The 18992-nt window shown below is 65.7% G+C and carries 18 protein-coding genes and 1 tRNA gene; 7 read left to right on the top strand and 12 right to left on the bottom strand.

What is annotated here, in order from left to right:
* The first annotated feature begins 78 nt into the window (after positions 1-78).
* Positions 79-1596, top strand: coding sequence for an MFS transporter (locus ALC15_RS09010; protein WP_050626938.1), 1518 nt, complete (start codon positions 79-81; stop codon positions 1594-1596).
* A gap of 61 nt (positions 1597-1657) precedes the next feature.
* Here the strand turns inward: ALC15_RS09010 and ALC15_RS09005 are convergent, their stop codons facing one another.
* Both ALC15_RS09005 and ALC15_RS09000 read right to left on the bottom strand, forming a co-directional pair.
* On the bottom strand, positions 1658-2077 hold the full coding sequence (locus tag ALC15_RS09005; protein WP_050626937.1) for a cupin domain-containing protein: 420 nt from the start codon (positions 2075-2077) through the stop codon (positions 1658-1660).
* An 86-nt stretch (positions 2078-2163) separates the two neighbouring features.
* Complete coding sequence (locus ALC15_RS09000; protein WP_050626936.1) at positions 2164-2565, bottom strand: Ohr family peroxiredoxin; 402 nt, start codon at positions 2563-2565, stop codon at positions 2164-2166.
* Between the two features lie 148 nt (positions 2566-2713).
* Here ALC15_RS09000 and ALC15_RS08995 point away from each other — a divergent pair, with 148 nt between their 5' ends.
* Positions 2714-3181: a MarR family winged helix-turn-helix transcriptional regulator gene (locus ALC15_RS08995; RefSeq protein ID WP_050626935.1), complete on the top strand. Its 468-nt coding sequence runs from the start codon at positions 2714-2716 to the stop codon at positions 3179-3181.
* A 57-nt stretch (positions 3182-3238) separates the two neighbouring features.
* Here the strand turns inward: ALC15_RS08995 and ALC15_RS08990 are convergent, their stop codons facing one another.
* Together ALC15_RS08990 and ALC15_RS08985 are read right to left on the bottom strand one after the other, a co-directional pair.
* On the bottom strand, positions 3239-4543 hold the full coding sequence (locus ALC15_RS08990) for an ATP-binding protein (protein ID WP_050626934.1): 1305 nt from the start codon (positions 4541-4543) through the stop codon (positions 3239-3241).
* A complete protein-coding gene (locus ALC15_RS08985; protein WP_050627069.1) occupies positions 4540-5262 on the bottom strand; it encodes a response regulator in 723 nt (240 codons plus the stop codon). The genes ALC15_RS08990 and ALC15_RS08985 overlap by 4 nt, the downstream gene beginning before the upstream one ends.
* A gap of 326 nt (positions 5263-5588) precedes the next feature.
* Here ALC15_RS08985 and bamA point away from each other — a divergent pair, with 326 nt between their 5' ends.
* Positions 5589-8060: an outer membrane protein assembly factor BamA gene (gene bamA / locus ALC15_RS08980; protein ID WP_430649150.1), complete on the top strand. Its 2472-nt coding sequence runs from the start codon at positions 5589-5591 to the stop codon at positions 8058-8060.
* A 21-nt stretch (positions 8061-8081) separates the two neighbouring features.
* Here bamA and ALC15_RS08975 read toward each other — a convergent pair whose 3' ends face one another.
* The 3 genes from ALC15_RS08975 to ALC15_RS08965 form a co-directional block, all read right to left on the bottom strand.
* Complete coding sequence (locus tag ALC15_RS08975; protein WP_050626932.1) at positions 8082-8633, bottom strand: AAA family ATPase; 552 nt, start codon at positions 8631-8633, stop codon at positions 8082-8084.
* A 203-nt stretch (positions 8634-8836) separates the two neighbouring features.
* Positions 8837-8911, bottom strand: a tRNA-Cys gene (locus ALC15_RS08970).
* Positions 8912-8935: 24 nt separating this feature from the next.
* Positions 8936-10276 (bottom strand): RtcB family protein, encoded by a 1341-nt coding sequence (locus ALC15_RS08965; RefSeq protein WP_050626931.1) that lies wholly within the window; start codon positions 10274-10276, stop codon positions 8936-8938.
* 467 nt (positions 10277-10743) lie between these two features.
* On the opposite strand from ALC15_RS08965, the gene ALC15_RS08960 reads away from it, so the two are divergent.
* Entirely contained in the window at positions 10744-11901 is a 1158-nt protein-coding gene (locus ALC15_RS08960) for a substrate-binding protein (RefSeq protein WP_157860890.1), read from the top strand.
* 118 nt (positions 11902-12019) lie between these two features.
* Here the strand turns inward: ALC15_RS08960 and ALC15_RS08955 are convergent, their stop codons facing one another.
* Positions 12020-12994 (bottom strand): aminoglycoside phosphotransferase family protein, encoded by a 975-nt coding sequence (locus ALC15_RS08955; RefSeq protein WP_244485999.1) that lies wholly within the window; start codon positions 12992-12994, stop codon positions 12020-12022.
* A 12-nt stretch (positions 12995-13006) separates the two neighbouring features.
* On the opposite strand from ALC15_RS08955, the gene ALC15_RS08950 reads away from it, so the two are divergent.
* Positions 13007-14224: an MFS transporter gene (locus ALC15_RS08950; RefSeq protein ID WP_050626928.1), complete on the top strand. Its 1218-nt coding sequence runs from the start codon at positions 13007-13009 to the stop codon at positions 14222-14224.
* Between the two features lie 31 nt (positions 14225-14255).
* Here the strand turns inward: ALC15_RS08950 and ALC15_RS08945 are convergent, their stop codons facing one another.
* Together ALC15_RS08945 and ALC15_RS08940 are read right to left on the bottom strand one after the other, a co-directional pair.
* The gene (locus ALC15_RS08945) at positions 14256-14900 is read right to left on the bottom strand and encodes a Vgb family protein (RefSeq protein ID WP_050626927.1); all 645 of its coding nucleotides are present in this window, start codon (positions 14898-14900) and stop codon (positions 14256-14258) included.
* A 33-nt stretch (positions 14901-14933) separates the two neighbouring features.
* Positions 14934-16154: a helix-turn-helix domain-containing protein gene (locus ALC15_RS08940; RefSeq protein ID WP_050626926.1), complete on the bottom strand. Its 1221-nt coding sequence runs from the start codon at positions 16152-16154 to the stop codon at positions 14934-14936.
* Between the two features lie 92 nt (positions 16155-16246).
* Here ALC15_RS08940 and ALC15_RS08935 point away from each other — a divergent pair, with 92 nt between their 5' ends.
* On the top strand, positions 16247-16495 hold the full coding sequence (locus ALC15_RS08935) for a hypothetical protein (RefSeq protein ID WP_244485998.1): 249 nt from the start codon (positions 16247-16249) through the stop codon (positions 16493-16495).
* 5 nt (positions 16496-16500) lie between these two features.
* On the opposite strand, the gene ALC15_RS08930 is transcribed toward ALC15_RS08935, so the two are convergent.
* On the bottom strand, positions 16501-17592 hold the full coding sequence (locus ALC15_RS08930; protein ID WP_050626925.1) for an adenylate/guanylate cyclase domain-containing protein: 1092 nt from the start codon (positions 17590-17592) through the stop codon (positions 16501-16503).
* A 73-nt stretch (positions 17593-17665) separates the two neighbouring features.
* Between ALC15_RS08930 and ALC15_RS08925 the strand changes: the two genes are divergently transcribed.
* Positions 17666-18115, top strand: a complete 450-nt coding sequence (locus ALC15_RS08925) for an SRPBCC family protein (protein ID WP_050627067.1) — start codon at positions 17666-17668, stop codon at positions 18113-18115.
* 7 nt (positions 18116-18122) lie between these two features.
* Here ALC15_RS08925 and ALC15_RS08920 read toward each other — a convergent pair whose 3' ends face one another.
* On the bottom strand, positions 18123-18764 hold the full coding sequence (locus ALC15_RS08920) for an HD domain-containing protein (RefSeq protein WP_050626924.1): 642 nt from the start codon (positions 18762-18764) through the stop codon (positions 18123-18125).
* Between the last annotated feature and the right edge of the window lie 228 nt (positions 18765-18992).

The following is an 18992-nucleotide window of genomic DNA, read 5'->3' as shown; positions in this document are numbered from 1 at the left end:
GATCGACCGACGCTGCTGCCAGCACCCTGGCAACAGCGTGCGGTATGCCGTTGGCTTGCCACAACAAAAGGCCTGATCATGTCTACTGAACTGAGCCGCCGCGGCGCTGTCGTTCTCTCCGCCGTATGCCTTGCCTGCCTGATGTTCGGATTGGAGATTTCCAGCATCCCCGCGATCCTACCGACGCTGGAGCGGGTGCTGCATGCCGACTTCAAGGCGCTGCAATGGATCATGAACGCCTACACCATCGCGGTGACGACGGTGCTGATGGCGATCGGGACGGTGGCGGACCGCTACGGACGCAAGCGCATCTTCCTGGTCGCGATCGCGGCTTTCGGCATTACCTCGCTGATCTGCGGCGTCGCCTCGAGCGTCGAGATGCTGATCGTTGCCCGCTTCCTGCAGGGCCTGAGCGGTGGCGCGCTCCTGATCTGCCAGATCGCCGTGCTGTCGCACGAATTCCAGGGTGGCCGCCTGCGCGCGGTCGCCTGGGGCTGGTGGGGCGTGATCTTCGGCATCGGTCTCGGCTTCGGGCCGATCGTCGGCGGTGCCGTGGTCGCGGTGCTGAGCTGGGAGTGGGTGTTTCTCGTCCACGTGCTGTTCGCAGCCGTCGCGTTCGTGCTCACGATCGGCGGCGTGCACGAATCGAAGGACCCGAAGGCCAGTAGCCTCGACGTCGCCGGCATCGTGACGATGTCTCTCGCGGTGTTCTGTCTCGCCTTCTACATCACGCAGGGGCCGGATCTCGGCTTTGCCAGCCCGAAGGGGCTTGCGATCCTCGGCGTCTCTGCGGTGAGCTTCATTGCATTCCTCGTCGCCGAGAGAATCAGCCGGCGGCCGATGTTCGATTTTTCCGTGTTCCGGATCCCCGCGTTCTCGGGTTCGATTGTCGGTTCGGCAGCGATGAACCTCAGCTACTGGCCGTTCATGATCTATCTGCCGATCTGGTTTCACGCCGGCCTCGGCTATGACAGCGTGTCCGCGGGACTCGCCTTGCTCGCCTACACGCTGCCGACATTGGTGATGCCGCCGTTCGCCGAGCGCCTGTCGCTGCGCTATCAGCCGGGCCTGATCATTCCGGCGGGACTGTTCACCATCGGCACCGGATTCATGCTGATGAAGTTCGGCAGCGCCGCCGCGCAGCCCGATTGGCTGACGATGCTGCCGGGCTGCCTGCTTGCCGGCATCGGCCTTGGGATCACCAATACGCCGGTCACCAACACGACGACCGGCTCGGTCTCGAGCGATCGCGCCGGCATGGCCTCCGGCATCGACATGAGCGCGCGGATGGTCTCGCTGTCGGTCAACATCGCGCTGATGGGGTTCATCCTGGCGAGCGGCGTGCTCGCGCATCTGAGGGCGGTGCTGCCGGCGCTCGATGGCGCGCAACTCCGTGTCCTTGCCGAGCGGATCGCGTCCGGCGATGCCGCATCCGCGCCGGAACTGACCGGTCCGATCGTACATCAGGCGCTGGCGAGCGGTTTTGGCTGGGTGATGCTTTATGGCGGTATCGGCGTCTGGATCATGGCCGCGATCAGCTTCCTGATCTTCAATGGGCGGACGGTGCGTCAGCCGGAGGTTCAGTGCACCAAGTGATGTGATGTCGCCGCGCTCGCTCCAAGATGAGAATTGCGTAGGGGCGAGCAGGCGGCATCGGTCACTTCACGAGGGTCAGCAGCGGCTTGTCCTTCTCGACGATATAGGTCGCAAGCTCGCTGGCCGTCACGTCGCCGACGTTCTTCGCCGCGTGGATGGTGCCGGCCGGGATGAACAGCACGTCGCCGGCCTTCAGCGTTGCCGGCGGCTTGCCCTCGACATCGTATTCGAGTGTGCCTGCCAGCACATAGATGATCTCTTCGCCGGGATGGGTGTGCTGGCCGAATGCCTTGCCCGGCGCGATGTCGACGCGCACCTGGACGGCTTCACGTCCGGACGCGCTGAGATCGTGGCGCTGCAGATCGGTTCGGGCGATGCCAGCCGGCTGCTGCGCCTGCGCGCTCGGGATCGTCAGGAGACTTACAGCGAACAAGGCCGTCCTTGCGAGGAGGCGCGTCGCCTTCAACAGCTTCCTGGTCATCTTGAACTCCGGGTTTGTCTTTTGGGTCTGTCCGACCGCGAACCGGCAAGAGCCCGGTTCGCGTCGGAGCTCGTCATCCCTGTGCTTCAGACGAGGGTGGTCGTGACATTGATGTTGCCGTGAACCGCCTTGGAGTAGGGGCAGATGCCGTGCGCGGCTTCGATCAACTCCTGCGCGACCTCGCGCTCGACGCCTGGGACGTGGACGTTGAGGCGGGCGCTCAGGAAGAAGGCGCCGCCGGCCTGGTTCAGGTCGATCTCGGCGTCGACCTCGGGCTCGCTCGCGAGCTTGACCTTGCGCTGTCCGGCGGCGAGCTGGATTGCGCCGATGTAGCAAGCCGACCAGGCGGCGGCGAACAGGTTCTCTGCGGCCGGGTGCGGCTGCGGCAGCTTGACGTCGAGGAAGCCGTCGCGCGAGCGGGCGGCGCCGTTCGGGCCGGCGGTGACGTGGGTCTTTCCGGTGACGAGAACCTTTGCATTGGCGGTCATGGCGAACTCCTTTTGGATGAATATACATCGTAGCCGATCTAATCGGATGCGAGTTGAAATAGATCCCGGGTCAGGCGGTGTCAAGCTCTTCCGATTTAATCGGATACGATTTATATTGGTCTGGACTTCACAAACTCCGGAGACGCCCGTGACCCGTTCGTCCAAGGCCGACACAAAGGGCCGAAAACTATCGAGTTTTCTGTGCTTTGCGGTCTATTCGGCCAATCTGGCCTTCGGCCGCGCCTACAAGCCGATTCTCGACGCGTTCGGCCTGACCTACACCCAGTACATTGCCCTGATCGCGCTGTCGGAGGCGGACGAGCAGACCGTCAGCGCGCTCGGCGAAAAGTTGTTCCTGGAATCCAACACGCTGACGCCGATCCTCAAGAAGCTGGAGCAGAGCGGCTACATCAGCCGTACCCGCGATCCCGCCGACGAGCGGCAGGTGCGGGTGAGCCTGACGCCGGCCGGCCGGCGCCTGCTCGACAAGGAGATCAACGCGTCGCTGGTCGAAGCCACCGGGCTCGGCGACGAATTTCCGATCGTGCAGAAGAGTGTGGTCAGGCTGCGCGACAATCTGCTGCATCACACGCGCGGCGATCCGAAGAAGGGCTGATCGGCGGCTGCATAGCGTGCCGGCCGAGCCGCGGACGAACGCGACCCGAAGTTCGGTCTACGCGAGCTCGCGAAGCTCTGATCGAGACGGGCTCGCCCCGCTTCGATCCGATCCGAGATGCGTGGCTCCCGGCAATCTGATGCGGACGAGCAGGCCGTGCGGTGCGTTGTCGTGCAGGGACAGCTCGCCACCATGACCACTCACCATGGCCTGAGCGATTGAAAGACCGAGTCCAAACCCGCTCTTCTCGTCCATGGTGCGGGCCTCGTCGCCGCGGACGAAGGGCTTCAGCATTTCGGCGCGGCGATGCTCCGGAATCCCCGGGCCGTCGTCCGAGACGTCGATGATGGTCTGATGCGTGGATGCCGTCAGCCGGATGTTGACCTCGCTGCCGAACCGCAGGGCGTTTTCGACGAGGTTGGTCACGGTGCGGCTGATGTCGCCGGGGCGGATCAGCAGCGAGGCCCTGACCGGGCCCTGGTAACGCACGACATGACCGCAATCGGAGAATTGCTCGCCAATCGTCTGCAGAAGCGCGGCCACGTTCACAAGGGTCGGCTTCGCCGCGCTGCCGCCGCTCAGAAACGACAGCACGGATTCCAGCATGGCCTGCATCTGGTCGAGGTCGTGCAGGGTCTCCGCACGCTGGGCGTCGTTCTCGATATATTCGGACCGCAGCCGCAGCCGGGTGATCGGCGTTCGCAGATCGTGACTGATGGCGGCCAGCATCCGCGTGCGGTCATTCATCAGCGTGGTGATGCGTTCGCGCATGCGATTGAGCGCGACCGCCGCGGCGCGGATTTCCTCCGGGCCGCTTTCCGGCAGCGGAGCGGCCGCCTGGCTGATGCTGAAATTCTCGGCGGCGCGGGCAAAGGCGGACAGCGGCGCGCTGAGCGCACGACCGGCCCACACGCCGAGCAGCGTAACGCTGACGAACAGGAACAGGATGGTGCTGACCCAGAAGCCGCCGAAGAAGGGCGGCAGTTTTGTCGAGCCGATCGTCGCTTCGACCATCGCTCCGTCGGGCAACCGGATCGTGGCCGGCACCGCCTTCGCGGAGGACAGCGGATCGCTGGTTGTACTTGGGCCTGCCTCATGCAGCACAATGTGCAACTGAGGGAAGGCTCGCCTGGCAGCTTGCAGCACCGTTGCGCGATCGGCCGCGGGGCTCTCGGCCAGCAGCTTTGCGATCATTTCGAACTGGTGGACGGGCCGGTCCGGAAATGACCTCGGTTTCTGGCCGATGACATAGAGCCCGATCAGCGCGTGGATCAACACCAGCGAAAGCAGGATCAGCGCGGCGATCTGGCCGCTGATCCGCCGGAAGCTGAACAGTGCGGCAATCCTGCGGGTCCAGCTCATGCGTCCTCAACATGCGGCGTGAAGATGTAGCCGCCGGTGCGCACCGTCCTGATGATCGACGGCCCTTCGCCCGCGTCGAGCTTGCGGCGGAGCCGGCTGACCAGCACGTCGATGCTGCGTCCGAATGGACTGGCCGGGCGGCTGCGCGTCATGGTCAGCAGGCCATCGCGCGTCAGGATCCGGCCGGGCCGTTCGCAGAACGCCTGCAGCAGGTCGAACTCGGCGCTGGTCAGCGGGACCTGGGCGCCGTCGGGATCGCGCAGCTCGCGCAGGCGAAGGTCGATGGTCCAGTCCTGGAAGCGCAGGCGCGCCGCGCTCTGGCCGGAGCGTCCGGCGAGGCCGGCCTGGGCCTGGCGGCGCAGAACGGCGTTGATCCGCGCCAGCAGCTCGCGCGGATTGAACGGTTTGGCGAGATAATCGTCCGCTCCCATCTCGAGGCCGAGGATCCGGTCGAGGTCCTCGCCCTTCGCTGTGAGCATGATGATCGGGATCGTCGAGTCGCCGCGCAGGCGGCGGCACAGGGTCAGTCCATCCTCTCCCGGCAGCATCAGATCGAGCACGACGAGATCGAGCGAGTGGCCGGCAAGGTAACGATCCATTTCCCTGCCGTTCGAGGCCGTGGCCACCAGGCAGGATTGGTCGCGGAGATAGCGGGCAATCAGGTCTCTGGTTGGCAGGTCGTCCTCGACGACCAGGATCTTTGGCGTGTGTGCAAGCATGGTCCGCGACTGGGCCTCGTCATAAGGGCATTTGCGCGCATTCCGGCGCGTTGGCTTGGCCACCAATCGACCAGCATGCGCGTCGCTTGTGGGCGGCATTGCGCCTTTTCGTAAGCATAATGTTTCTGAACTGTAAGCAGCGCCGGCAGGCGGAAACAAACCGGGCCGATGGCCGCGTCGTTCGGCGCTCACAGTCCCCAATCACTGGAAATAATCCCGCAATCCGGCAGCCACACCGCAGCCATCAGCATCCCGTCACAACGGGCGGCTTGTTTGCGAGGTGTGGAATGAAGACGTGGCGGAGCTTGGTCGCAGCGATCGTGCTCATGGGGTGTTCGATCCCGGCGACATCGGTGACATGGCTGGTGTTGGCACCCGCAGCAGCCCAATCGGTTGATGCGATCACGATCGAAGGCAACCGCAGGGTCGAGGCGGAGACCATTCGCTCCTATTTCAGGCCGGGGCCCGGCGGCCGTCTCGATCAGGCCGCCATCGACGACGGCCTCAAGGAGCTGGTCGCGACTGGCCTGTTCCAGGACGTCAAGATCAGTCATACCGGCGGCCGGGTCATCGTTTCGGTAATCGAGAATCCGGTGATCGACCGGGTCGCGTTCGAGGGCAACAAGAAGGTCAAGGATGAGCAGCTCACGGCGGAGGTGCAGTCCAAGCCGCGCGGCACGCTGTCGCGGCCGATGGTGCAGTCGGACGCGCTGCGCATCGCCGAGATCTACCGCCACTCGGGCCGCTACGATGTACGCGTCAAGCCGGAGATCATCGAACGCTCGAACAACCGCGTCGATCTCGTCTTCACCATCGACGAGGGAGCGAAGACCGGAATCAAGACAATCGAGTTCATGGGCAACGACAGCTATTCGGCGGCGCGCCTGAAGGACGTGATCAAGACCCATGAGACGAACTTCCTGAGCTTCCTCGGCACCGCCAACATCTACGACCCCGACCGTGTCGAGGCCGATCGCGACCTGATCCGCCGCTTCTATCTGAAGCACGGCTATGCCGACGTGCAGGTCGTGGCCGCGCTCGCCGAGTATGACCCGGAACACAAGGGTTTTCAGGTCACGTTCAAGATCGACGAGGGACAGCAGTACCGCGTTGCCGCCGTGAGCTTGCGATCGACGATCGCGGGCTTCGACCCGAATAGTCTGCGCTCGCTCTCGCGCGTCAGCGAGGGCTCGCTCTACAATGCCGAGGCGGTCGAGAAGTCGGTCGAGGACATGCAGATCGAGGCGTCGCGCCGCGGTTACGCCTTCGCCGTGGTTCGTCCGGATGGCGATCGCAATTTCGAGGCCCACACCGTGGGGATCGTGTTTCGCATAGAGGAGGGGCCGCGGACCTATATCGAGCGGATCGACATCCGCGGCAACGGCCGCACGCGCGACTACGTGATCCGGCGCGAGTTCGATCTCTCCGAGGGCGATGCATATAACCGCGCGCTGGTCGATCGCGCCGAACGGCGGCTGAAGAATCTGGACTACTTCAAGACGGTCAAGATCACCACCGAGCCGGGCTCATCGAGCGATCGCGTGATCCTGGTTGTCGATCTGGAGGAAAAGTCGACCGGCGACTTCTCCGTCTCGGGCGGCTATTCCACGACCGACGGCGCGCTTGCCGAAGTCAGCGTCTCCGAACGCAATCTGCTCGGCCGTGGCCTGTTCGCGAAGGCATCGGTCAGCTACGGCCAGTACTCGCGCGGCCTGTCGCTGTCCTTTGTCGAGCCGTATCTGCTCGACTACCGCGTCGCGCTCGGGCTCGATGCCTATTACAAGGAGCAGCTGCCGACGACCTACACGACCTACGGCGTGAAGACGATCGGGTTCTCGCCGCGGCTGGGTCTTGCCTTGCGCGAGGACCTGACGCTGCAGTTGCGCTATTCGCTGTACCAGCAGGAAGTCTCGCTCGATAGCGCCTACGACAATTGCAACAACAATGCGTCCAACACATCGCTCGCATTCAATCCGACGCCAGCCTACATCAAGAGCGTGCTCGGCGGCGTCGATCCGACGAACTCGGTCTCGTCGGGGCTTTATGGTTATGGCTGCTACGGCGACGGCGAGTCCACCTTGCCAGTGCGCAAGGAGCTGGCCGCAGGTGCGACCTGGACCTCGATGATCGGCTACACCCTGACCTACAACACCCTCGACAACAACAAGAACCCGACCGACGGCCTGCTGATCGACTTCAAGCAGGATTTTGCCGGCGTCGGCGGCGATGTGACGTATCTGAAGAGCGCGGTCGACGCGAAATACTACACCCCGCTGGTGTCCGATCTCGTCGGACTGATTCACCTGCAGGGCGGCGTGCTCACCAAGGTCGGGGACAACGACCTGCGCATGCTGGATCATTTCCAGATGGGGCCGAACCTCGTGCGTGGCTTTGCCACCAACGGCATCGGGCCGCGCGATATTACCTATGCGAGTTTCGGGGCGGTCGGGGATGCGCTCGGCGGCACCAAATATTGGGGCGCGTCGATGGAGCTGCAGATGCCGTTCTGGTTCCTGCCCTCGGAGGTTGGGCTGAAGGGGGCGGTCTACGCCGATGCCGGCTCGCTGTGGGGATATGAAGGCCCGACGTCGTGGGCCGCGACCGGTGAAGTGAACACCGCCGCCTGCAAATGCGGCCTGCAGTATGACGATGAGAACGTGGTGAGGACCTCGGTCGGCGTCGGCCTGATCTGGGCGTCGCCGTTCGGGCCGCTGCGCTTCGACTACGCTGTGCCGATCACGAAGGGCAAGTACGACATCGTGCAGGAGTTCCGGTTCGGTGGCGGGACGTCGTTCTAGGAGCGCTGTTGGTTCGTTTGATCAAGCCGTCGATGCGCCGCCGCTGCCGAGCGTCGTCAGCACGAAATCGGCGCGCTCGGATGGCGAGATCTTCGGCAGGTCGATGACGTCGTAGCCGAGCATCGGAAACGTCTGCACCAGCCGGTGATACTCAGCTGCCGCCGCCTCGAAGCCGTGGCGGCGTTCGGTGTCGGTGACGTAAATCTCGGGCCATGGCGGCGTAACGAACACGCGCCGGTGGTAGCGACGGGCGGCGCAGATCGGGCGCAGCACCGTCTCGCCCGTCAATGCCTCCAGCGCCGAGGCCGCATCGACGAGGCCGCGATCGAAGAACACCCATCCGGCTTGGGCCTTGGCGGTCGCCATATCCTTCAGCGCGACGTCGATGGCGCGGCGCAGGAACGCCGGCGCATCGACCCAGGGCAGGGCCGTGCCGCCGGACGCTAGCTCATCGGCGATGATGCGGCGGCCGGGCTCTTCGACAACCGGATAACCGCGTGCGTGCAACTCGGCCAGCAGCGTCGACTTGCCGCCGCCCGAGCAGCCGGAGATCAGGACAAAGCGATCGTTCAAGAGAAGGTCCTTTGCTTGCGATCGTGAGAGCAGGCGGTCCGCGATCGCGGAACGCCTGACGGCACTTGCAGGTCTGGGGGATCGCCCGGAGACGCTCTCGACGGGCAGCACCAGGATAGCTTCCTGGTCCGGGACAGGCAACAAGCCTTGAAGGTGAAGCCTCGGACGTGAAGCCTGGACGTGAAGCTTTGGACGTGAAGCCTTGGAGGTGTGGGCCGGAGTCGAACCGGCTCATGGCGGTTTTGCAGACCGCAGCGTTCCCATTTCGCCACCACACCTGAGCGAGGCGCGTACGCCTCGCTTTAGTCCTTGAACGGATCGAACTCGCCTTCACCGGCCATGGCCACGGCAAACGGCCGCAGCGTGTGCAGCACCTTCACCGTTCCGGCGTGGTGGGCAAGCACCTCCGGCAGGCGCCGATAGGTCATCGGGCTCTCGTCGAGATCGGCGCCGACAAGCGTGACGCCGCGCTCATTGAGCCAGCGGTCCATCTCCTCGCGCGTGAAGCGGCGCTTCGCTTCGTTGCGGCCGAACAGCCGGCCGGCGCCGTGCACCGTCGAGTAGAGCGAGGCCTTGGCCTCCGGACTATCGATGCCCTCGAGAATGACGGCATCATCGCCCATCGACCCGCCGACAAAGCCCCGCTGTCCGGGGAAGGCCGGCGTCGCGCCCTTGCGCACCACCCACAAATCCTTGCCGTCATGCCTTTCCCGCCAGGCATAGTTGTGGTGGTTGTGCACGGACTCGGTGATCTGGCCGCCGATGATCTGACGGACACGATCCACGACCCACTCGCGGCCCGCATAGGAATAGCGGCCCGCAAGCTGCATCGCGGCGATGTAGCGGCGCCCAAGTTCGGAATCCTCGTCGACGATGGCGGGCGGAACATTCATCCCGTCCTTGCCGCCGGCGGCCTTGAGGTAGCGGGTCGCGCTGGTGTGCCCGAGCCCGCGGCTTCCGAAGTGAACGCCGATCCAGACGAAGCCTGCCTCGTCGCGCATCAGGTCGACATAGTGGTTGCCGGAGCCGACCGTGCCGAGCTGGCCGACGGCCTTCTGCCGGTATGCCTCCATGTCGCTCTCGCGCCAGGCGTCGCTATCGTCGAACAGCGCGTGCTCGACCTTCTCGACGTTCTTCCGGCCGATGCCGAAGGAGATCACCTTGGCAACGTCGCGGATGATGGTCGGGACGGTCTCGCGGATGTCGTCGAAGCGCACGTCGAGCCGCGCGGCCATGTTGCCGCAGCCGATGTCGAAGCCGACGCCGGAGATGCTGATCTGCTTCTCGTAGGCGATCACGCCGCCGACCGGCTGGGCATAGCCGAGATGGCCGTCGGCACAGATCACGCCGGACACGACGTTGCCGACCGCCATGCAGTTTCGCATCTGCTTGATGGTCGCCGCGTCATGCTCGCCGAATACCTTCAGCGGCGCGTTCTGGAAACGCTCCTCCTGCGGGCGCAGCATCGCGATCTCCGCCGAGGCCGCATCGGCCTCGCGCGCAAGCTTCTCCTTGCGGGCGGCATCGCGATACAGGCACCAGGCCGGCTGGCCGCGGCCTTCGCCGACGCGGGAATCCGGATCGATGCCCGCAGCGAGGCAGAGTTCGCGGGCGCGTTCCTGGTAGGGATCAGGTCGTCGCATTGTCTTGGTTCCTGCTGAATCTGGACAAAACCGCGCGCACGCCGCGCGGTCATTCGGGATTGTCCTTGCCGGAGCTTGACCAGACCGCTTGTGGGCAACAAAAAACCCTCCGAAGCGGCTGGCTCGGGAGGGTCCGTGACTTACGGATTGTCGATCGCGCTCAAGCGAGACCGCTCCCATGAACCGGGCATGCACAGACGATCGGCTGTAGATCGGCCGACGGTTTGCGGATCTGTTCGTATCCTGGCTGCGGTTTCGGTTGCATCGGTTTCGCTCGCTTGGTTCGCGAACATGGTGCTCGCGAGGGCCGTCGAAATACGCCTGCAACCTCTGAATGTCAAGCGCCGCAGGGCCGCCGGCCTCTGTGCGCATGTGACGCAATGAGGTGTGTGCTTGACGAAATCTTCAGTGCCGCGCCGATAGTATCGATCAAGCACGGTTGCATCCTGCGCGAAGGGAAGACGCACATGGCATCACGCTCGATCACTTGCATGACGCTCGCGCTGTTGGCCTACGGCGTGCTGCTTCATCCATCGCGCGCAGCTGAACCGGTCCGCGTCGGCGCCGTCCTGCCGTTTTCCGGCGGCGTCGAACTCTATGGCCAACAGGCGAAGCTCGGCCTCGACCTCGCCGCGAAGGATATCAACGCGGCGGGCGGCATTCTCGGTCGGCCCGTCGAGATCATCTATGCCGACGACAAGACACGGCCGGAGCCGGCCGCTGATGCGATGCGTTCGCTGGTCGAGAAGCCCGGTGTGATTGCGGTGGTCGGCCCGATCACCTCGCGCAATCTGAATGCGCTGGTGCCGCTCGCCGAGAGCTCGAAGACGCCGTTGCTCTACGCCACCAACTACGAGGGCGGCAAATGCAGCCGCTATCTGTTTTCGTTCGGCGCGGTGCCGAACCAGGAGCTTGGCCAGCTGCTGCCCTACATGACGCAGACCTACGGCAACACCTATTTCCTGCTCGGCGCCGACCGGGTCTGGCCGCATCAGATGTTCGGCATCGCGCAGCCCTTGATCGAGAAGCTCGGCGGCAAGGTGGTCGGGACCAAATACACGCTGGGGACGGAGACCGACTTCTCACCGCTGATCAAGGAGGTCGCGGCGAGCAAGGCCAGGGTATTGCTGTTCGCGCTGAAGGGTGACGGGATGGATTTCATCCGCCAGGCCGACGAGGCCGGGTTGCTGAGGGACATCACGGTTGCCTTCCTTGGATTGTCGGAGGTCGATCTCGGCATCTTCCGCGGCAAGGGCCAGAACATGGTGACGGTGGCGCCGGCGCTCGCGGCGAGCGAGGATCCCGCCGTCAAGGCGTTCGTAGCAAAGGCCCGCACCGCCGCTGAGCCGGGCGTCGCGGTGTCGAACTATGTGATGACGCATTACAACACGCTGATCGCGCTCAAGGCGGCGGCCGAGAAGGCCGGCAAGCTCGACAAGGAGGCCATCATTGATGCGATGGCCGGCCTAACCATTCTGTCGCCGACCGGCCCGGTGACGCTCGGCCAGGACCATCACACGGCGATGAACATGTTCATCGCCAGGACGCAGGGTACGGAACTCGTCCAGGTCCGTGCGCTCGGCCAGATCACGCCGCAGCCCGGATGCAGTCTGGCAGGACGTTGACGGGAAACCAGGGTGCGTACCGCACGACCTGACGTCAGGGATATCGCCTTGTCACCCAGAGGCGACACTGACGGCTCGCTTCGACAGGCCACTCCGGCTCGCGCGCGACCAAAACCACTCAGCCTTCGGAGCGCAGGGCCGCCTCGACGCGCTGGATCAGCCGCTCCCGCATGTCAGGCTTGGCCCCGCCGAGCAGTAGGAATACGCGGACGATCGGCAAATAGGGCTGCATCGCCGTCGTCAGCGCCGCAGGCGTTGTGCCGGCCAGCCGCGCATACTCCGACTGCAGAACCGAATTGACCGTGGCCCGCCCCGGATCGTCGGCGTGTTCCGGGTCAAGCTCGGCAATCAGGACATGGCACTGCGCAATCTCGTAGGCGGCGGGCGCACGAGCCGCGCCGATCCAGTCGATCAGCCTCGGGCCCTGCGCCGTCATGATCACGTTGCCGGGGTGAAGATCGGAATGGCACAGCACGTCATCGGATGCGAGGTGCTCGATCAGCGCGAGGACGCCGGTGATGATGCGCTCCGGAAGCACGCTGCCGCCGAACCGCAATCTGGCGTCCATCGCCTCGCGCAGCGAGAATGCGTCCGGCGGCGGTCGCGTCTTGTGAACGGCATGGCAGAGCGTCGCAAGAATTGCGCCCGCTTGTTCATGCGTGATGGCGCCGGTGCGCGTAGCCTGCAGCAGGGTCGGTCCATCGAACCGCGGCAGCACGATGCCGAAGCGCCCGTCCAGGGTGACTTCGCCGAGCACATCCGGCGCCGGGCCGCCGGCGGCGAAGACCGCGCGGGTCATTTGCATCTCGTGCTGGACGACCCATTGCGGGATAGTTGGCTTGGCCAGCTTGACGACCTGACCGGGCGCCCAGGCGTGGACGTCAGCAAAGAGCCCATCGCCGATCTTCTCTCCCAGCATACCCTGCATGCCTGTTCTCCCGCGATAGAGGAAACACCGGCGGCGAGCGAATAGGAACCCCTCCCGTCGCGCGGGCCGCCGGACGCTGCCAGACTCAAAAAAGGTGAGCTGGAACGATCCTTCGGTGTCGGTTCCAGTTCGATCCGTTCGTCTTCCATCCAGAACGAGCGGCATGGGAGTTCCGGAATGAGCAATTCGACCTATCGCTGGGTGATCGTCGCGGCCGGCGGCCTGCTTGGCTGCGTCGCGATCGGCGGCATGTTCTCGCTGCCGGTGTTCCTGCAGCCGATGGCGCGGGAGACCGGCTGGTCGGTGACGGGGATCTCCAGCGCGATGACGATCGGCTTCCTCGCGATGGCCTTCACCAGCATGATCTGGGGCACGCTGTCCGACCGCTTCGGGCCGCTCCCGGTGGTGCTGACCGGATCGATTGTGCTCGCGGCAAGCCTTGCACTGGCGAGCCAGGCACCTTCGCTGCTGGCGTTTCAATTCATGTTCGGCGTGCTGGTCGGCGCCGCCACGGCCGCGATCTTCGCACCGATGATGGCTTGCGTCACCGGCTGGTTCGACACCCATCGCAGCATCGCCGTCTCGCTGGTGTCGGCCGGCATGGGCATGGCGCCGATGACGATGTCGCCGCTGGCGGCCTGGCTGATCTCCCATCACGACTGGCGCACTGCGATGCTGATCGTCTCAGGCGTCGTCGGCGCGATCATGATCCCGGTCTCGTTCCTGGTGCGCCGCCCGCCGGCGCTGCAAGGCGACCACGCCGCCGTGACTTCCGACAATGGGGAGCCGCCGCTGACGCTGGCGCAGGCGCTGCGCTCGCCGCAATTCATCATCCTGATCACGACCAATTTCTTCTGCTGCGCCACGCATTCCGGGCCGATCATCCACACCGTGAGCTACGCGGTCACCTGCGGCATTCCGCTGGTCGCCGCGGTGACGATCTACAGCGTGGAAGGGCTCGCCGGCATGGGCGGCCGGATCGCCTTCGGGCTGCTCGGCGACCGCTTCGGCGCCAAGCGCGTGCTGGTGCTCGGGCTGCTGGCGCAGGCATTCGGCGCGCTCGGTTATGTCTTCGTGCGCGAGCTGGCCGCGTTCTACGCGGTCGCGGCGATCTTCGGCTTCATCTATGCCGGCACCATGCCGCTGTATTCGGTGTTGATCCGCGAGAACTTTCCGCTGCGCATGATGGGCACCGTGATCGGCGGCACCGCGATGGCCGGCAGTCTCGGCATGGCGACCGGACCGCTTGCCGGTGGGCTGATCTACGACACCTTTGCGAGCTATACGTGGCTCTATGTCGGCTCCTGGGCCACGGGCCTCGGTGCGTTCCTGATCATGATGACCTTCCGCCCGATGGTATCGGCGCGGCCCACCGCGGTGCCTGCGCCGGCTTGAGCCGGCTCAGCGCGTGGAGCGATTGGTCGCTTCACGCGCCGCTGCGCTTCGGTCGCCGGATCGCGCGCACCTTGTTGTTGGTCGAGCCGCTGCCGCAGAAGAAGCGGTCCTTGCCGTCGGATTCGAGCCCGGAGACGAACGTGCCCTTCGGCATCTCCAGCCTTTCCATGACTTCACCGGTCTGTGGATCGATGCGCCTGAGGTCGCTCTGGTCCTCTTCCCAGGTGCCGTGCCAGAGTTCGCCATCGACCCAGGAGACGCCGGTGACGAAGCGGTTGCTTTCGATGGTGCGAATGACCTTGCCGGTTTCCGGATCGACCTGAACGATGGTGCGGTCGCGATACTGGCCGACCCACAGCGAGCCCTCCGCCCAAGCGAGGCCGGAGTCGCGGCCGCCGCCGGGCGAGGGGATCGTCGACACCACGCGTCCGCTGTTCGGCTCGATCTTCAGGATGCGGTCCTCGGCGATCTGATAGAGATGCGTGCCGTCGAAGGCGGTGCCGGCATGGGCCGCAATGTCGAGGGTGCGGGTTCTCTCGCCGCTGTCCGGGTCGAAGGCGACCAGCTGGCCGCCGGCGGCGAACCAGACCTGCTCGCCGTCGAAGCTGACGCCGCCGACACTCTCGACGCCTTCGAAGGCATATTCCCGGATGATCTCGGCTTCGGACTTCTTCATGCGGCGCTCCAGTTGTCTGATTTCAACCCGATGCTAGCCGTTCGGCAGCGGGGCAGGGAGTAACAACGTCGTCGTGAATCCCGGCACCGGGGGCGTCATCCAGCGCCGCGCCCGGGCGCGGCCGACGGCCTGCACCTTGCCGGTCGCGGCGAGCGCATCGAGCGCGCGCTGCACGGTGCGCTGGCTGGCGCCGAGCGCGACCGACAGCGCCGAGCTCGACCAGGCCTCGCCATCGGCGAGGAAGGCCAGCACCGCCGCATGCTCCTCCTCGACCGGCAGCGCCAGCACGGTGACCTCGCGGCGGCCATGCGGCTTCAGCACGAAGCCGTCGGGTGTCGCGTTGAGTTCTGCAAGCGGATGCAACGCCCGGCGCAGCCGTCCGATCTCGACCCGCAGCCGCGCGCGATGCGATTCATCGGCATGTTTGCCGCGAAACGCGCGCGCGATCAGCGCACCGCGCGACACGTCCTGCGGCCAGGCCTCACCCAGCGCGCGGGCGAGCGCGAACAGTACCGGCCGCCGTGTCAGCGAAACGGTCGTGCCGGCATCGCGCACGACGTAGCGGCAGGCGTCGATCACGAGCGCCTTCGACGCCATCAGGGCTTCGACCTCTTCGAGCAGCAGCGGCCGTTCGCTGCCGCGTGCGATCAGGCGAGCCGCGGGTGTCGCGAGCAGGCGTGCGGTGCTCTCCACTTCGGCCGCTAGCTCGGCGATGCCGGCGCGCGCTGCGGCGCCCTTTGCTCGTGCCAGCGCCTCGCGCGCCGGCTTGGTCCGCAGCCGCCGCATCGCGATGCCGGCGACGACCAGCTCATGGCCGACACGCAGCGCCGGCGGAAAGGGCGCTGGATCGAGACCGCCCAGCATGCGCTCGGCCGCATCGAGGCTCCCGATCAGCAGCAGGCGGCGGATTTCCAGGTAGCCGGCGTGCGCGGCGTTGAGCGCATCGCCGCGCGCTGCGAGCGTTGCGCGCGCCGCGGCGAGGCTCTTGCCGGGAAAGGACAGGTCGCGCGACACCAGCGCGATCTCGGCCTCCGCCACCACGCAGCGTGCCCGCGCGATGGCTTCACGCGGACCGAAGGCGCGGCCGGCACGCCGCAACAGCTCCTTGGCGCGGGTGAAATCGCCGAGCCGGGCCATCGCGATGCCGCGCAGCGCCAGCGCCGGCGCATCGTCGCGCAGGGCCACCCGTTTCAGTGCGCCGAGGGGATCACCCGCCGCGAGCGCGCGCGCCGCAGCCGTAATCAGCGAGTCCATTCGAATCCCGACACACTTGTCACTCTCGCCCTCCGAGGCCCGGTCCTAACCTAGCACATGACGACATGGATCATCTCCAGAGAGATCGAATGATGACCGGAATCGAAACACATGAGGATTGGTTGAAGGGCCGGTTTGGCGGCCGTGGTGCCATCGCAGCGCGGTGGCTGTCGCTCGCGGCGGCGCCGACCTTCGCGGTGATGGCGCTGACTGCCGCGCTGGCGCCGGCCGACATGATCTGCGGCGCCATGCAGGGGCCGCTGTCATTGCAGGGGATGGTCCCGATGTACGCGCTGATGAGCGCATTTCATTTGGCGCCGTGGTTGCGCCTGTTCCGATGACCGGCTCATGCCTCCGGCAGGGTGAATACGGCGCAGGGCCGCGCGATGCCGCGCAGCTCATGGGTGCCGAGCGCGACCAGCGGCGTCTCGGTCTCGGCGGCGACGGCGCCCGAGACCAGCACGGTCTGCTCCAGCGGCTTGCACAGACCTTCGAGCCGGCTGACCAGATTGACCGCGGCGCCGATCGCGGTGAAGTCGAGGCGATCGGCGGCGCCGATATTGCCCCAATGCACTTCGCCGAGATGCAACGCCGCGCCGAACGGCAGTGGCGGCAAGCCCTGCTTGCGCCGCTCCGTATCGAGATGCGCCATGCCGACGCGCGCCGCCGATACCGCGCGCAATGCCGCATCGCATGCGCTGCGGGCGCTGGTCGTGACCGGAAAGATCGCGAGCAGGCCGTCGCCAATGAACTTCAGCACCTCGCCGCCGAAAGCGTGGATCGCACCGGCGATGCGGTCGAACCAGGCGTCGAGTGCCGCGATCACCTCGGCGGGCGGATGGCTTTCGGAGAGCGCGGTGAAGCCGCGCAGGTCGGCAAACAGAAGTGCCGCCCGGATGGTCTCGCCGGTGTTGCGCCGCAATGGTGCTGCCAGGACGCGCGCGGCGCTGCGCCGGCCGAGATAGGCCTCCAGCGCCGCCGTCAATGTCGCGCGCGCGGCGAGTGCCGCGAGCGGCGCGGCCATGAAACGCGCCGCCTCGCGCAGTCGATCCGCTTCGGCAGGCGTGAAGGCACGTGTTCCGATCCAGCCGAGCGTCGGGCCGTCCGGCCGCGTTCCGATCGTGTCCTCGTGGATCGGGCCGGGCGCGAGGCTATTGAGCCAGCGCCGGCCGGCATCGCCGGATCCGACCATCTCAGGCATTGCAAAAGGTTGTTCCGGCGCGAAGCCGAGCGCCTCGATCACCTCGCCATTTTCGGCGCGCCAAAGCCAGGTGCGCCGTGCGATCAGCGGGTGCGGAACTTCGAGCGTCAGGGTGCCACCGGCAAGCGGCAGGCCATCTGTGATAAGGTGGCTTCCGAGATCCGCCAGCAACCGGTTGGCGCTCGCGGTCTCGGCGGCGGCGTCGACCAGCCAGCTCAGTGTCGAGGACAATCGCATCGCCCCATCATGGAGGTGACGCACCGCCCTTGTCACGAATTATCCCTGACGACCACCCATGGAGGATGGATCGATGACTGAAGCCTTCATCGTTCAACGCGAGATGCAGATCGCAGCCCCGCCCGCAACCGTGTTTGCCTTCCTGACCGATCCGCAGAAGATCGTAAGCTGGATGGGGCTCGAGGCCGAGACCGAGCTGCATCCCGGCGGGCTCTATCTGCTCAAGGGTGTCTCCGGAGATATGTCGCGGGCTGCGCGCGGCGCGTTCCGCGAGGTTGTGCCGGTGCACCGTCTTGCCTACAGCTTCGGCTGGGAAGGCGGCGCGGAAGTGCCGCCCGGATCGAGCCTGATCGAGATCGACCTGACGGAGCAGAATAACGGCACGCTGTTGCGGATGACCCATAGCGGCCTGCCGAATGAGGCGCAGTGCGCGAGCCATGCCAAGGGGTGGGCGCATTATCTTGGCAGGCTCGCACGCGTGGCGGGAGGCCAAGCTGTTGGCCCTGACGGTCCGCACGCCTGACAGCACGTCAGGTCGGCCATTTCGACCCGAGGATGATCGAGCAGAAATTCATCCTGGTGTAGTTCATGTCCTTGAGCGCCAGCACGTCGGCCTTGACGTTGCCGAATGTCGTGAGGGGCTTCTTGATGGTGCCAGCGGCGAAGTGATCGATGATGTTCTCCTTGAAGTTCGCCTCGCGCGGATGGTGCGCACAGACGTGGTCGCGGTGCTCGTGCGAGAAATCGTCATAGGCGATGCCGAGCACGTCCATCTCGACTCCGGCGGTGACCAGCGCGATGGTTGGACGCATATGCTCGGGCACGCCGGGCGTGGTGTGCAGCGCGATCGAGGTCCAGACGTCCTCGATGTCGCGCTCCGGCACGCCATAACCCCTGAGGAAGTCGCGGGCGGCGTTGGCGCCGTCGACCTCGAAGCGCAGGTCGGGGCTCGCGTGTCGAGCGGTGAGGCCCATGTCGTGGAACATGGCGCCGATATAGAGCAGTTCGGGATCGAATTGCAGCTTGCGGCGGTTGCCGGTCAACGCGCCCCAGAAGAACACGCGGCGGCTGTGATTGTAGAGCAGATCGTCCTCGGTATCGCGCACCAGCTGGGTCGCGGCGCGGGCCATGGCGCTGTCGGGTACGCGGATGCCGGCGATGATCTCGGTCATTTCAAGACGCTCCTCGATGTGGCAAGACGATGCCGTGGCATGCGGACACGCGGACGCCGGCGCTCGTCTCTGCGATGTGTGTTCGGATCGCCTGGTGGTGTGATCCGTCGCGTCGTTGTCGCCCGGTTAGGCCCGATCCCGCAACGATCGCGCGCCGCCGGATCGGGCCAACGAGGCGTCGTTTCGCGCCAGCGGGGCGGGGAGAAAGTATGGCGGTTCAGAAGGTCG

Source organism: Bradyrhizobium viridifuturi, assembly GCF_001238275.1.
Taxonomy (GTDB): Bacteria; Pseudomonadota; Alphaproteobacteria; order Rhizobiales; family Xanthobacteraceae; genus Bradyrhizobium; species Bradyrhizobium viridifuturi.
Note: the sequence above shows the minus strand (reverse complement) of the source record. Positions and strands in the feature narration are given on the sequence as shown.

What these genes read in the sequence shown, in the direction of transcription:
- ALC15_RS09010 (WP_050626938.1), top strand. Translation starts at nt 79, where the DNA reads ATGTCTACTGAACTGAGCCGCCGCGGCGCTGTCGTTCTCTCCGCCGTA.
- ALC15_RS09005 (WP_050626937.1), bottom strand. Translation starts at nt 2,077, where the DNA reads ATGACCAGGAAGCTGTTGAAGGCGACGCGCCTCCTCGCAAGGACGGCC.
- ALC15_RS09000 (WP_050626936.1), bottom strand. Translation starts at nt 2,565, where the DNA reads ATGACCGCCAATGCAAAGGTTCTCGTCACCGGAAAGACCCACGTCACC.
- ALC15_RS08990 (WP_050626934.1), bottom strand. Translation starts at nt 4,543, where the DNA reads ATGAGCTGGACCCGCAGGATTGCCGCACTGTTCAGCTTCCGGCGGATC.
- ALC15_RS08985 (WP_050627069.1), bottom strand. Translation starts at nt 5,262, where the DNA reads ATGCTTGCACACACGCCAAAGATCCTGGTCGTCGAGGACGACCTGCCA.
- bamA (WP_430649150.1), top strand. Translation starts at nt 5,589, where the DNA reads ATGGGGTGTTCGATCCCGGCGACATCGGTGACATGGCTGGTGTTGGCA.
- ALC15_RS08965 (WP_050626931.1), bottom strand. Translation starts at nt 10,276, where the DNA reads ATGCGACGACCTGATCCCTACCAGGAACGCGCCCGCGAACTCTGCCTC.
- ALC15_RS08960 (WP_157860890.1), top strand. Translation starts at nt 10,744, where the DNA reads ATGGCATCACGCTCGATCACTTGCATGACGCTCGCGCTGTTGGCCTAC.
- ALC15_RS08955 (WP_244485999.1), bottom strand. Translation starts at nt 12,994, where the DNA reads ATGCCGCTCGTTCTGGATGGAAGACGAACGGATCGAACTGGAACCGAC.
- ALC15_RS08950 (WP_050626928.1), top strand. Translation starts at nt 13,007, where the DNA reads ATGAGCAATTCGACCTATCGCTGGGTGATCGTCGCGGCCGGCGGCCTG.
- ALC15_RS08945 (WP_050626927.1), bottom strand. Translation starts at nt 14,900, where the DNA reads ATGAAGAAGTCCGAAGCCGAGATCATCCGGGAATATGCCTTCGAAGGC.
- ALC15_RS08940 (WP_050626926.1), bottom strand. Translation starts at nt 16,154, where the DNA reads ATGGACTCGCTGATTACGGCTGCGGCGCGCGCGCTCGCGGCGGGTGAT.
- ALC15_RS08935 (WP_244485998.1), top strand. Translation starts at nt 16,247, where the DNA reads ATGACCGGAATCGAAACACATGAGGATTGGTTGAAGGGCCGGTTTGGC.
- ALC15_RS08930 (WP_050626925.1), bottom strand. Translation starts at nt 17,592, where the DNA reads ATGCGATTGTCCTCGACACTGAGCTGGCTGGTCGACGCCGCCGCCGAG.
- ALC15_RS08925 (WP_050627067.1), top strand. Translation starts at nt 17,666, where the DNA reads ATGACTGAAGCCTTCATCGTTCAACGCGAGATGCAGATCGCAGCCCCG.
- ALC15_RS08920 (WP_050626924.1), bottom strand. Translation starts at nt 18,764, where the DNA reads ATGACCGAGATCATCGCCGGCATCCGCGTACCCGACAGCGCCATGGCC.